The 13,691-nt window shown below is 51.7% G+C and carries 13 protein-coding genes; 9 read left to right on the top strand and 4 right to left on the bottom strand.

Annotated elements, in window-relative coordinates:
- Positions 1–10 precede the first annotated feature (10 nt).
- The 4 genes from ACLGE8_RS00065 to ACLGE8_RS00050 all read right to left on the bottom strand — a co-directional run bounded on the left by ACLGE8_RS00065 (position 11) and on the right by ACLGE8_RS00050 (position 4,916).
- Positions 11–1,024, bottom strand: a complete 1,014-nt coding sequence (locus tag ACLGE8_RS00065; protein WP_410995718.1) for an ABC transporter ATP-binding protein — start codon at positions 1,022–1,024, stop codon at positions 11–13.
- Between the two features lie 17 nt (positions 1,025–1,041).
- Positions 1,042–2,187 carry a putative ABC transporter substrate-binding protein YdcS gene (gene ydcS / locus ACLGE8_RS00060; RefSeq protein WP_410995717.1) on the bottom strand — a complete coding sequence of 382 codons (1,146 nt, stop codon included), beginning with the start codon at positions 2,185–2,187 and terminating at the stop codon, positions 1,042–1,044.
- Positions 2,188–2,460: 273 nt separating this feature from the next.
- The gene (locus ACLGE8_RS00055; RefSeq protein WP_410995716.1) at positions 2,461–3,873 is read right to left on the bottom strand and encodes a PLP-dependent aminotransferase family protein; all 1,413 of its coding nucleotides are present in this window, start codon (positions 3,871–3,873) and stop codon (positions 2,461–2,463) included.
- Between the two features lie 89 nt (positions 3,874–3,962).
- Positions 3,963–4,916, bottom strand: coding sequence for an AraC family transcriptional regulator (locus tag ACLGE8_RS00050; RefSeq protein ID WP_410995715.1), 954 nt, complete (start codon positions 4,914–4,916; stop codon positions 3,963–3,965).
- A 91-nt stretch (positions 4,917–5,007) separates the two neighbouring features.
- Here ACLGE8_RS00050 and ACLGE8_RS00045 point away from each other — a divergent pair, with 91 nt between their 5' ends.
- From ACLGE8_RS00045 to ACLGE8_RS00005, 9 genes are all read left to right on the top strand, one after another.
- Positions 5,008–6,861, top strand: coding sequence for a DUF2264 domain-containing protein (locus ACLGE8_RS00045; protein WP_410995714.1), 1,854 nt, complete (start codon positions 5,008–5,010; stop codon positions 6,859–6,861).
- Between the two features lie 4 nt (positions 6,862–6,865).
- The gene (locus tag ACLGE8_RS00040; RefSeq protein WP_410995713.1) at positions 6,866–8,116 is read left to right on the top strand and encodes an oligosaccharide MFS transporter; all 1,251 of its coding nucleotides are present in this window, start codon (positions 6,866–6,868) and stop codon (positions 8,114–8,116) included.
- A gap of 30 nt (positions 8,117–8,146) precedes the next feature.
- Complete coding sequence (locus ACLGE8_RS00035) at positions 8,147–9,298, top strand: glycoside hydrolase family 88 protein (protein WP_410995712.1); 1,152 nt, start codon at positions 8,147–8,149, stop codon at positions 9,296–9,298.
- Positions 9,299–9,353: 55 nt separating this feature from the next.
- Complete coding sequence (locus tag ACLGE8_RS00030) at positions 9,354–10,058, top strand: oligogalacturonate-specific porin KdgM family protein (protein WP_410995711.1); 705 nt, start codon at positions 9,354–9,356, stop codon at positions 10,056–10,058.
- A gap of 149 nt (positions 10,059–10,207) precedes the next feature.
- A complete protein-coding gene (locus ACLGE8_RS00025) occupies positions 10,208–10,531 on the top strand; it encodes a hypothetical protein (protein WP_410995709.1) in 324 nt (107 codons plus the stop codon).
- A gap of 145 nt (positions 10,532–10,676) precedes the next feature.
- On the top strand, positions 10,677–12,068 hold the full coding sequence (locus ACLGE8_RS00020; RefSeq protein WP_410995708.1) for a cytochrome ubiquinol oxidase subunit I: 1,392 nt from the start codon (positions 10,677–10,679) through the stop codon (positions 12,066–12,068).
- Complete coding sequence (cydB, locus tag ACLGE8_RS00015; protein WP_410995707.1) at positions 12,065–13,075, top strand: cytochrome d ubiquinol oxidase subunit II; 1,011 nt, start codon at positions 12,065–12,067, stop codon at positions 13,073–13,075. Before ACLGE8_RS00020 ends, cydB begins: the two co-directional genes overlap by 4 nt.
- A complete protein-coding gene (locus ACLGE8_RS00010; RefSeq protein ID WP_410995706.1) occupies positions 13,075–13,200 on the top strand; it encodes a DUF2474 domain-containing protein in 126 nt (41 codons plus the stop codon). Before cydB ends, ACLGE8_RS00010 begins: the two co-directional genes overlap by 1 nt.
- A gap of 127 nt (positions 13,201–13,327) precedes the next feature.
- A complete protein-coding gene (locus ACLGE8_RS00005; protein ID WP_410995705.1) occupies positions 13,328–13,597 on the top strand; it encodes a hypothetical protein in 270 nt (89 codons plus the stop codon).
- Positions 13,598–13,691 lie beyond the last annotated feature (94 nt).

The raw sequence follows: 13,691 nt of genomic DNA, 5'->3' as shown, positions 1-13,691 counted from the left end.
TCATCTCCATTCACCTCCCTCCGTCCAGCGCCACCATGGCATCGCGCGCCCATGACGCCTGCACCACGTGACCCACGGTCGGGCCTTCGGCAGTTAGCCCAGCAGAGAAGTTAGCCTGACTGACCAGCAGTTTTTCGCCACCCTCCAGCAGCAGTTCATAGCGCGTCGCCGCGCCCTGGTACTGCACCGCCTGTATGCGTCCCTGTACCTGAACCTCACCGCTTTCATTGAGGCGAATATGTTCCGGGCGCAGCGCCCAACTACCCGTCATTCCGCAGAGCGTTTCCGCCATCGCCGGGGCGAACACGTTAGACGTGCCGACAAAGCTCGCTACAAACGGCGTACGTGGGCGCAGATACAGCTCGCGCGGCGTATCTACCTGCTCAATACGACCATTGTTGAACACCGCCACCCGGTCAGACATCGACAGCGCCTCACCCTGATCGTGGGTGACGAAAATAAAGGTAATACCGAGATCCTGCTGGAGTTTTTTCAGCTCAAACTGCATCTGCTCGCGCAGCTTCAGATCCAGCGCACCCAGCGGTTCATCCAGCAGCAGCACCCGTGGTTCGTTCACCAGCGCACGGGCAATCGCCACACGCTGGCGCTGGCCGCCGGAAAGCTGCGAAGGCTTACGCCCGCCCACAAAGCCAAGGGCGACTTTTTCCAGCGCCTGTGCCGCTTTTGCCTGACGCTCTTTTTTTCCGACGCCTTTCACCATCAGGCCGTAGGCAACGTTATCGAGCACCGACATATGCGGGAACAGCGCATAGTCCTGGAAGACAGTGTTGACGTCCCGCTCCCAGGGCGGCAGTTCGCTGGCATGTTTACCAAAGATAGAGATAGCGCCGCCGGAGAGCTGCTCAAACCCGGCGATCAGCCGCAGACAGGTGGTTTTGCCGGAGCCAGACGGCCCCAGCATGGAAAAGAACTCCCCATCGAGGATAGCAATGCTGACGCCATCCACCGCCCGCACGTCACCATAAAGTCGCGAGACGTCATGAAACTCAACCGCATACGTCATGTTGGACTCCCGGATAATTAGCGACCGCCCATAATGGCGATATAGTCCTGCGTCCAACGGCTGTAAGGCACGTATTTACCGCCTTCGGCGATAGGCGTTTTCCAGAAAGCGATTTTGTCGAAGAAGCTGTAGCCGTTAGTCTCACACCCTTTATCGCCCAGCAGCGTGCTGGCTTTACAGCCTTCCGGCACCACCGGCAGCGAACCAAACCACGCCGCTACATCGCCCTGAACCTTCGGCGTTAACGACCAGTTCATCCATTTGTAAGCGCAGACCGGGTGCTTCGCTTCAGCGTGCAGCATGGTGGTATCGGCCCAGCCGGTGACGCCCTCTTTCGGGAAGACGGTGGCAATCGGCTGCCCTTCACCTTTCAGCCCGTTGGCCTGATATGGCCAGGCGCTGGAGGCCACCACGCCTTCGTTTTTGAAGTCGCTCATCTGTACGGTGGTGTCGTGCCAGTAGCGGTGGATCAGCTCATGCTGATCGCGCAGCACTTTTAGCACGGCCTGATATTGCGCTTCGGTAAGCTGATACGGGTCGCTGATGCCCAATTGTGGCTGGGTCGCTTTGACAAACAGCGCGGCATCGGCGATGTAGATTGGGCCGTCATAGGCCTGCACGCGGCCCTGGTTGGTTTTGCCGTCCGGCAGATTTTGTTTAACGAAGATAACGTTCCAGGAGTCCGGCGGGGTTGGGAAGGTTTTGGTGTTGTACATCAGCAGGTTCGGGCCCCACTGGTACGGCGTGCCGTAGACTTTACCGTCGACGTTAAACCAGGCCCCTTTTTCCAGGCGTGGGTCGAGGGTTTTCCAGTTATCAATCAGCGCGGTGTTAATCGGCTGCACGCGTTTACCCATGATCAGGCGCAGCGAGGCGTCTCCCGAGGCGGTCACCAGGTCATAACCGCCCTTCGCCATCAGGCTCACCATCTCGTCGGAGGTCGCCGCCGTTTTCACGTTGACCTGACAGCCGGTCTCTTTTTCAAACTGCGTCACCCAGTCGTAGCCTTTATCGGTCTGACCCCGTTCGATATAGCCCGGCCAGGCAATAATATCCAACCGGCCTTCCGCTTTCCCCAGCGACGTTGGCGGTTCGGCTGCATTCGCGGTCGCCACGGTCATCACCAGCGCGCACAGGCTGCTGCGGGCAAATTTCTTGCTCATAAAGTTATTACTCCTGTCACAATGAATTTGAGCGGCAGCCTTGCCGTTAAAAATATCTCCCTTACTAAAAATAGACAGCGCCAGACGCTCCACCGGTACAGCGGCGAGATATTTGCACAGGTTGTGACCAAGGGCGCATTCCGCAAAAATGGAAAACGAGCTGAGATAATATGGATTATAGACAAGGGGTTACCGGCCAAAGGCGTTATGCATATTTCCTATGACCGGGTGTTATCAGGAGTATTATCAGGGAATGGCAGGTGCAACCGTGGGTTATTTCATCATCTCGCGAATCAGCGCGCCGAGGGTTTCTACCGCCCGCTCCTCGCGCTCGCTCCATCCCCAGGCGGTATTAAACCGAAAGAACGACGCCCAGTTATCGGTCGTGGAAAACATTTTGCCCGGGGCGATGCTGATATGGTGTTCCAGCGCTTTTGCGCTCAGCACGCCGGCATCAAGGCCCGCCGGCAGTTCCAGCCACAGAAAGTAGCCGCTGTCATTATGGTAGATGTGCACCTCAGGCGGCAGCGCGCGCATCAGCGCCTGCCAGGCCTGCTGTTTGCGCTCAGCAAGCTGACGGCGAAGGCGACGCAGGTGCGCGTCGTAGCGTTTGGTCGCCAGATAATCGACCAGCGCCAGCTGCATCGGCGAGCTGGTCGACAGCGTGCTCATCAGCTGTAAATGCTGAATGCGCCGGGCGTGCTTGCCCGCCGCCACCCAGCCTATGCGGAACCCCGGCACCAGGCATTTTGAAAATGAGCTGCAGTGCAGCGTCATATCGCTTTTATCCCACGCCTTCGCGGGCAGCGGCTTATCGCGGCCGAAATAGAGCTCGCTGTAGACATCATCTTCAATCAGCGTGACGTTGTATTCGCTGAGGATCGCCACCAGGCGCGCTTTCTTTTCCGGCGTCAGGGTAAAACCCAGCGGGTTCTGGCTGTTAGTCATCAACCAACAGGCTTTTACCGGATAGGTTTGCAGTGCCTGCACCAGCGCATCAAGATCAATACCTTCTTTTACATCGGTCGCCACCGAAAGCGCTTTTAATCGCAGGCGTTCCAGCGCCTGCAGCGCGCCGTAAAAACAGGGGTTCTCGACAATCACCCAATCGCCCGGCTCCGTCACCGCCTGCAGGCTGAGGTTCAGCGCCTCCAGCGCACCGGCGGTGATAACAATTTCATCCGGGGAGATGGTCATGCCCTGTAGCGCATAGCGCCGCGCGATGGCATGACGTAACTCGTCATTGCCCGGCGGCAGGTTTTCAATCACGCTCATCGCCGTTGCGGTTTTGCTGACCTGCGCCAGCGAGCGGTTAAGCTGCGGTAGCGGGAACAGCTTGGGGTCGGGGAAGGCGGAGGCAAACGGCAGCACCGAGGCATTCCGGCTGGCCTGCAGCACTTCAAAGATATAGGTGTTGATGTCGACGGCGTTATCAGGCATCACCTGCGCTGGCGCCGTAACCGCTCGGGTGGTTACCGCGCGCGGGGCAACATAATAGCCGGACTGCGGGCGTGCCACGATGCGTCCCTGGCTTTCCAGCAGTTGGTACGCGTGGCTGACGGTCATAAAGCTCATGCCGCTATTCACCACCTGCTCACGCAGCGACGGCAGTTTATCGCCCGGCAACCACACCCCAAGGGCAATCTGTTCCATCATCTGCTCGGCGAGGCGCTGGTATTTTTTCATGATCAATTCCGCTAAATCTTACATTGCGTCTATATTATATCAGCGTTACAAAATATGCATTTTTATGTAACTGATATGGGTTTTATGTTTTAGCGGTTCTGTTTGTTTCTGTAACGCAATGGGGCGCAGCCCAATAGCTCTTTGAAGCAGCGAATAAAATAAGTGACATGGTTAAACCCTGCCCGCTCGGCCACTTGCGACACCGATAACTCGGTGTTTTCCAGGAGGTCACAAGCGTACTTGACGCGTCGAATCATCAGGTATTCCTGAATGGTTCCACCGGTCTCTTTGCGAAAGACTCGTGAGGCATAGCTCTGCGATATTTCCAGACTCTCGGCAATCGCTTTCAACGTCAAAGGCTGACGGAAATCCTGCTCAATAAGACGCATAATTTTCGAGGAAATTTTCCCTGTTGATGTGGTCCGTACGTAGGCATCCTCGGAGAAAAGCTGAAACAGATTCAGCAATAGCACGGCCATAACTTCAACTTTATTCGAAACCGACTGATATTTCCTCTCATAAGTATCAAACATCTTTTGAATAAAATCATGGTGCTGCAATAGGTCGAAAACAAACGCTTTTGAATCCGTCGATGAGATATTTTCGAGAATATTATGAAATTCATTAAAAGGCTTGAAATAGCCGGCTAGCACATTAGCATCAATATGCAGTATGTTGCGCTTATAATAATTAGATGGACTATTCTCTACCGTTACTTTATGCAGTTTTCCTTGCGGGAAGATAAAAATCCTACCAGGCCGCAATGTGTATTGTTGGTTATCGACAACGACAATCCCCACCCCATCATAAATATATAAAACCTCCAGACACTGATGCCAGTGATAATAATCTACACTTTTCCCCTCCACCCGACGAAACTCCGCATAGAGATCATCGAATTCAATGCGATCAAGTAATAACTCAGCAGTCATAACGGCGATGTCAAGATAGTTCAACTTTGATTCAGAATAATTCAAAATTTCGAAAAAAAATCCTCTTTTTTCTGTGTGCGGAGTCAAATCCTCGTTTTTTGTGATCTTCATAACGAATTACATCATCGAACAACAATAAGTTACGTGCCATTGCATGGCGTTATGAAACGTTATTCCATTTTACTATCAAGGTATATGTTTGATGAAACTTCCACCATGTTCACTGCAACCGCTGTGTACCAGAAGTGATGTTGAAAATGAATTCAACACCCTTTTTACTGCCGCCTGGTCGCTTCACCAGGATGGCGCAACCGGCATTCTGCCGGGTAAAGCCATCCCACTTTATGGCAGTAAAATTGCAGCAATGGAGACATTTTCTCGCCTGATGTGGGGGATTTTCTCGCAATTGGCCTGTCCGGATAGCCCGTCATTACCTGTTGCGCCATTATTTCGGCTCATTGCTGACGGCACTAACCCTAAGCACCCGAACTACTGGGGAACTCCCGGAGATTTTGATCAACGCTGCGTAGAAATGGCGGTATACGGCGTCGGCCTGGCGCTAACAGCACGGCAATTCAAAGCACACCTCTCTATCGAAGAATTTGCCAATCTGGTGAGCTGGCTTAAACACATCCGAAGCGTGAAACTGCCGCAAAATAACTGGTCATTCTTCCCCATTATGGTTGAAACCGGGTTGTGTATTGCGGGAGAAAATTGGCAGCCGGATGCCATTGCACACCACTTTTCTCTCCTTGATGAATACTATCTGGGAAATGGATGGTATAGCGATGGCAAAGGCCGTCCACGTGATTATTATAACGCCATGGCATTGCATTATTATGGGCTGGTTTATGCACAACTCATGGGCCAGCGCGACCCGGAAAGAAGCCATATCCTTCGTGAACGCGCCACCCTCTTTGCCCGTGACTTTATCCATATGTTCGCCGACGATGGCAGCGCTATTCCATTTGGCCGCAGCCTAACCTACCGTTTTGCACAATCCGCCTTCTGGAGCGCCGTCGCTTTTGCTGAACTCCCGGTATTTCCTGCCGGTGTCGTTAAAGGGCTGATTCTGCGCAATATCAACTGGTGGCGACAGCAGGAACTCACCGATAGCCGCGGCATTATGAATGTCGGTTATACCTATGATAACAATGGAATATCAGAAGATTACAATGCACCAGGATCGTCCTACTGGGCATGTAAAACATTCCTTATTCTGGCATTAGATAAACAGAGCGCTTTCTGGAAAAGCGAGGCTCTACCGCTGCCAACGGCAACCGCACAACATGAATTTGCGCATGCCGGACAGATTGTTCATCACGATACCCGCAACCAGCACCATTATTTACTCAACGCCGGTCAGTTTCCAGCCAAAAACTATAATAACAGCGAGAGCAAATACGCGAAGTTCGCCTATTCATCTCTGTTAGGGTTTAACCTTGAGCGTTGTCGCTATGGCATTGAAATGAACGCTTGCGATTCGATGCTGCTGTTTTCCGAGCATGACGACTACTTTCGTGGACGCCGCATTAATCAGTACTCGGAAGTGCACAATCACTATATCCATTGTCGCTGGCAGCCACAATCAGGCATTTCAGTTCAAACCTGGCTTGTCCCGCTATCGAGCGGCCATTTCCGGCTGCATATTATCGAAACCGATAAGAATATAAAAACCGTAGAAGGCGGTTTCCCTATTCCTGTAGACACTACCGAAACCGCCGTTCCCGGGGAGAAGAAAAGTGGAATAATAAATATTCAGAAAAATCTTTTCAGCATGATTAACGATCTATCTCCTGTCTTAACACGCACCGCTGAAATTGTCATTTCACCACCTGCAAGCAACATTATTTTCCCCTGCAGTAGCGGCGTTCCCACATTACAAAATGCTCTGGAGCCCGGCAAACATCTCTTATCCTGTCTGGTTCGGGCGGGCCACGGCACTCCCGGTGAAAGCGATGTATCGGTAGATATCGACCCACAACAGCGTTATTTCACCATTCAGGATGAAGGAACATCCCTCACTATTTCGCTAACCCCTAAATCCGAAAGGTAACCCTATGTACGCAGTAAATAAAGTCGATTACATAAAGATAAGTACATTTATGTTCCTCTATTTCGTGGTGTGGACCATGAGTTTTAGCCTATATGCTATATGGCTAGGGCAGCACGCCGCATTATCAAGTGCAGAAATTGGCGCCGTCTTTGCCGTTAATGGCGCCTTCGCCGTCGTGTTAAAACCTTTTTATGGCTACATCACCGACAAGCTGGGAATGAAGAAGCATCTACTCTATTTTGTGGCCATCATGTCCGCGCTGCTGATGCCCTTTTTCGTTTACGTCTATCATCCACTGCTGATTGCAAGTTTCCCGATAGGCGTTGTGGTTGGTGCAATCTACCTCAGCCTCGCCTGGTATGCTGGTATAGCCGTATCAGAATCCTATTGTGACCGTTTTGGGCGCCTTAAAGGTTTTGAATTTGGCCGTATCCGCATGTGGGGGTCCTGCGGTGCGGCGGTCACTGCTTCCTTCGCAGGGGTGCTGTTCAACATCTCACCGGTCATTAACTTTACCATTAGCAGCGTGGTCTCATTAATTATGTTGGCCGTCTTGATCAGCATAAAAATCCCTGATGCCGACAACAGCGAAAACGCCGTGGTGCCAGCCAAAAAAATCAATATGGCCGATGTCCGTGAATTGATTAAACAAGGTAAATTCTGGCGTTTTTGTTTCTATGTCGCAGGCATCGTATGGTTTATGCATATCGCGGAGCAGCAGTTCCCTCGTTATTTTGTTTCATTCTTCCACGGCGATAAGTCAGGAAACTCCTGGTACGGTTATTTAAGTACCGTTCAGGCAATAGTCGAATTCATCTCAATGCTGACCGTACCCTGGATTGTCAATAAACTGGGGGCGCGTAAGACGTTAATCATTGCCGGTTTGTTAATTGGTGCACGTTTACTTATTTCTGGATTTGCCACCAGCCCATTAATGATCGCCTTTATCAAACCTTTCTACGGTCTGGAGAACTCACTTTTGTTGATTGCTGTATTTAAATACATCGCAGAGCATTTTGATAAAAAAGTTAACTCCACCATGTATCTGATTGGTTATCAATGCTTCATCTACATTGGCACTATTTTCGTCTCCGCACCAGTGGGTTATCTATATGATCATATCGGTTTTGGGAATGCCTACTTTATTATGGGTGCCATTATTATCGCCTTTTCGCTGATGTCTATTTTTGTGCTCTCCAGCGATAAAGAAATGCCAGGGCATCATCACCCGGTCGCTAAACGCTCACTCAGTTAATTAATGTTGTTGTCGCAAAGAGAATTTCATATGCAGAACATAGATAAACCGTCGGTTAAAAATGTCCAATATCTTCAAAGCATCACCCATCAACTGGCAGATAAACTCGCCTTTCAGCTCGGCCAGTTTAATGGACAATTTCCTGCCGCTTGTAGCATCAACGGCATTTATCCGCTAACGCCAAATACCGATTGGACAAGCGGCTTCTGGAGCGGTATGACGGCGCTTGCCGCAACGTTCAGCCATCAGGAACGTTTCTTTAACGCTCTCGGACAGCAGGTGGAGAGCTTTGCGCAGCGCCTTCGCGTAAAGCACGATCTGGAAACACACGATCTTGGTTTTCTGTATTCACTCTCCTGCGTAAATGCCTGGCGAATGACCGGCAATATCAACGCACGTGACTGTGCCTTGCAGGCCGCTGATATGTTAATGGCCCGCTACCATCCGCAAGCGAGGATTATTCAGGCATGGGGCGATTTACAGGATCCTGAGCAGCAGGGACGAATGATTATCGACTGCATGATGAATTTACCGCTGTTGTATTGGGCAAGTGAACAGACGGGTAACAGCGAGTACATGAATAAGGCTTATCACCACGCACAGCAAGCCCGGAAATATCTGTTCAGAGAGGATAGCTCGACGTTCCATACCTACTACATGGACGTGAAAACCGGCCAGCCTTTAGGTGGCAAAACGCATCAGGGATTTTCCGATAATTCCTGCTGGGCCCGAGGACAGGCATGGGCCATTTATGGTTGCGCGTTGAGTTACCACTACACTGGCGATAAACAGTTTTTGCAGGCTGCAAAAGAGGCCGCTCGCTACTTTCTGAAGCATCTTCCCGCCGACGGCATCTGTTACTGGGATTTAAGTTTGACCGCAGCCGAAACGCATAAGGATACTTCCGCGGCAGTCATTGCCGTTTGCGGTCTGCTTGAACTGGCTAACCATCTCTCTGTCGTAGACCCGGAACGTCGCGATTTTATCGAACAAGCGCTCAGCATGATGGACACGTTGCTGGAGGCTTATTTTGATCGTGAGCTTAACTATGGGGGCTATTTAACCCAATCCGTTTATAACATGAATAAAAATAGAGGTGTCGGGGAATACAGTACCTGGGGAGACTATTTCCTGTTCGAAGCAATATCCAGACTCGTATCACCCGAAGTTAAATACTGGTAAAACATCTTAATTAATTTTATATCCTGACAGGGGTAGACATTCCCTCGGAGTAATCATGCGTATAATAAAAGCATTTCCTTATTCTATATCTTTAATACTTCTGAGCATCTCTTTTTCTTCAATAGCAGGCGGCTTTATTGAAGTCCGAGAAGCTTATGAGAGCGCATCAAAAGATCATCAACTTAAATTAGGCGGTGGATATAATTTTGATAATGGCGCTGGGGTATTATATCAAACGGTTTTTAACACCTGTAAAAACCTCGAACAGTTAAAACACACATTTGATGAACTCGAGGGATGGTATCCTCTCTGGAAAATCACGGACAAATTGACCTTCTATCCTGGCGGGATTATTAACTCCACCAGCGCAGGCTCCACTACCTCACCGTATGTACAATTGGCTTATGTTTATAATCATGATTTGGCGATGGCATTTAAGTATCGTTATAACCACATGAACTACCAGACTGCCGATCTACAAGGCGAGCCTGATTACAATGATAATCATCAGCTTGTCATGGTCGTAAATTATAAAATGACGGAAAGCATCAGCTATGAGTTTGAACCCGATCTTTATATCAATACCGGAGACTACAATCGTAAAAACGGTAAAGATCATAGCTGGGAGTTGAACCATAAATTCACCTGGAAGATGACCAACACCTGGCGACCTTTCGTGCAACTCTCCTGGCTGGATCGCGACAACGGTAACAATGCTGAACGCTACCGCATCCGTCTGGGTATTCGTTACTACTTCTGAGAGTCATCACTCGTTGAATACCGCCAGCAGGCGGTATTCAGTTCAACCGTTGCGCGATACGTTCTGACGCCTGTAGCAACATCCTGAAAGCCGCAAATGATTGACCTGCGACATAAAAGCAGCACACCCGGTGCGGAAAACACCAGATCATGACATTTATGATTAGCAATAACTGCCCAAAACGCCATTATGTGCAGCTTGCTATCAGGCACGCACTGCAACCTGCGGCCCAACGTCAGGCAATCACCTTGGTTATCAAGAAGGCAGATCTATTTTTAATGAAAATGACAAGTATTGAACTGTTAGGCTATTCGGCAGCGCTGTGTTTTTCCTCAGTCATCGCCTCCGGCGAGCTGCATAATGAAGTGCTGGCGATGATTAACCCGCTCCTGTTTGTTGTCGTGATGGGTAGCGGCCTGGCGTGCATTTACCCAAAAACGAAAAATCTCACGGCACGTTTCAAAAAAAATTAACAAACACATAAAGATAGTGATAACAGTTCCCCAAAACTGAAAGAGAAATTAAAACTGTTATCATTTAATAGCCCCTGACTGTCTCTGCCCCCATTCCGCCCCACCCTCTAAAATCAAGCCGAGTCTTCTTCTCCACGGAGTTTGCATGTTCGGTCTTGATGCGTTTCACCTCGCGCGAATTCAATTTGCCTTTACCGTTTCGTTTCACATTATTTTTCCCGCCATCACCATAGGTCTCGCCAGCTATCTGGCGGTGCTTGAAGGCCTGTGGTTGAAAACCCGCAACCCGGTCTGGCGTTCGCTGTATCAGTTCTGGTCAAAGATCTTCGCCGTCAATTTCGGCATGGGGGTGGTGTCCGGGCTGGTGATGGCCTATCAGTTTGGTACTAACTGGAGCGGCTTTTCGCAGTTTGCAGGCAGCATTACCGGCCCGCTCTTAACCTATGAAGTGCTGACCGCCTTCTTCCTGGAAGCCGGTTTTCTCGGCGTGATGCTGTTCGGCTGGAACCGCGTCGGCCCGGGGTTGCACTTCTTTGCCACCTGCATGGTGGCGCTGGGTACTATCATCTCCACTTTCTGGATCCTCGCCTCCAACAGCTGGATGCAGACCCCGCAGGGATATGAAATCGTCAACGGCCAGGTGGTGCCGGTCGACTGGTTTGCCGTTGTGTTTAACCCGTCGTTCCCCTACCGGCTGCTGCATATGTCCATTGCCGCGTTCTTGAGCAGCGCGCTGTTCGTCGGCGCGTCGGCCGCCTGGCATCTATTGCGCGGCAACCAGACGCCAGCCATTCGCACCATGTTTTCGATGGCGCTATGGATGACGCTTATCGTTGCGCCCATTCAGGCGATGGTCGGTGATATGCACGGTCTCAATACGCTCAAGCACCAGCCAGCGAAAATTGCCGCCATTGAAGGCCATTGGGAAAACCCTCCAGGCGAACCTACGCCGCTGCTGCTGTTTGGCTGGCCGGATATGGAGCAGGAGCGTACTCGCTTTGGGCTAGAGATCCCGGCGTTGGGCAGCCTGATCCTCACCCACAGCCTGGATAAACAGGTTCCAGCGCTCAAAGAATTTGCCAAAGAAGACAGACCCAACTCCACCATCGTCTTCTGGTCATTCCGCATCATGGCCGGGCTCGGCATGTTGATGCTGCTGCTGGGCGTCATGGCGCTTTGGCTGCGCAAGCGACAAACCCTTTACACCTCGCGCCCGTTCCTGTGGTTCGCGCTGCTGATGGGCCCTTCTGGCCTGGTGGCGATCCTTGCCGGATGGGTGACGACGGAGGTGGGCCGCCAGCCGTGGGTGGTTTATGGGCTGCAGCGCACGGCTGACGCCGTCTCGGCGCACGGTGACCTGCATATGAGCATCAGCCTGCTGACCTTTTTCGTGGTCTACAGCTCGGTCTTCGGCGTGGGCTACAGCTATATGGTGCGCCTGATCCGCAAAGGCCCACAGCCGTTTAGCCCCGACCCGCAAGGAACCCCAGCACGTCCGTTGTCCGCCGCAATGTCCCACAAGGAGGAACGTGTATGAACATCGATCTGTCCATCATCTGGTTTGTGATTATTGTGTTTGCCACCCTGATGTACATCGTCATGGATGGTTTCGATTTGGGGATTGGCATTCTCTTCCCCTTCACCCGCAGCGCACAGGAGCGCGACGTGATGGTGAACAGCGTGGCGCCGGTCTGGGACGGCAATGAAACCTGGCTGGTGCTCGGCGGTGCAGGGCTATTCGGCGCATTCCCGCTAGCCTACGCGGTGATTATCGATGCGTTGACTATCCCGCTGTCATTGATGCTGGTCGGCCTGATTTTTCGCGGCGTGGCCTTCGAGTTTCGCTTCAATGCCACGCCGTCACACCGGCCGTTCTGGGACAAGGCCTTTATGGGCGGTTCGATTCTGGCGACCTTTTGCCAGGGGATTGTCGTTGGCGCGGTGATTAACGGCTTCGAGGTGACGGGACGCGCCTACAGCGGCGGCGCCTTCGACTGGTTCACACCGTTTACGCTGTTTTGTGGCGTGGGGCTGACTATCGCCTATGCGCTGCTGGGTGCGACCTGGCTGGTGATGAAAAGCGAAGCCTCGTTACAGCATACGATGAAGCGCAGCGCGCGCGGGCTGCTGCTGGCGCTGCTGGCGGTTATCGCGATTATCAGCCTCTGGACGCCGATGCAGCACGAGGCCATTGCCCGGCGCTGGTTTAGCCTGCCGAATCTCTATTATCTGCTGCCGGTGCCGCTGCTGGTCATCGCCGCCAGCGCCCTGCTGTGGCGGCATCTGGCACAAGATACCAGCCATGCGCAGCCGTTTATTCTGACGCTGGTGCTGGTGTTCCTCGGCTTTAGCGGGCTTGGGATCAGCATCTGGCCAGCCATTATTCCGCCGTCCATTACGCTCTGGAAGGCGGCAGCGCCCGTGCAAAGCCAGGAATTCATGCTGATTGGCGCGCTGTTTATTATCCCGGTTATTCTGGTGTACACCTTCTGGAGTTATTACGTTTTTCGCGGCAAAGTGCCGCAGGATGAGGGCTATCATTGATGAAAAATCGCTGGGTTTCACGCCTTTTCTGGCTGGTCGCACTGTGGGGCGGCAGCGTACTAACGCTCGCCATTGTGGGGAGTCTATTTCGTGTGCTAATGACCGCGGCTGGATTTAAATCCTGATATAACAAAGGGATGACAGCTTTAAGCTTTACGTGCCCGGACTATTCTTAATTGGACGGGCCATCACATTTTCTCCATGTTTTATTGGTCAACTACGTCCCATACACAAAAGCAATGTATGGAGTACATGATGAAGAAAATTATTGCACTGTCTGCAATCCTGGCAATGGGTCTATGTTCAACCGCTTTCGCTGCTGACCATCAGCAGCCGCCGAAAAAGCCGCCTGTAGAACAGCAGCATAATGGTCAGCAGCCGCACGATAATAAAGGCCCGCAGCACGATGGCAAAGGCCAGCCGCCGCACGACAATAAAGGCCCGCAGCATGATGGCAAAGGCCAGCCGCCAAAACATGACGGCGACAACAAACTGCCACCCAAAGACGGGCAGCATAACTAAATAAATATCCTCCGGCATAGCCGGAGGTTTTTCTGATGCGCCTATAAGGCTCTCTTACCAGCCGCGCCCTAACAGGCGCATACGATCTGACATT

The organism is Kluyvera sp. 142486 (assembly GCF_046569695.1).
Classification (GTDB): Bacteria; Pseudomonadota; Gammaproteobacteria; order Enterobacterales; family Enterobacteriaceae; genus Kluyvera.
The sequence above is the reverse complement of the archived record's forward strand: the minus strand, read 5'-3'. Positions and strand labels throughout refer to the sequence as shown.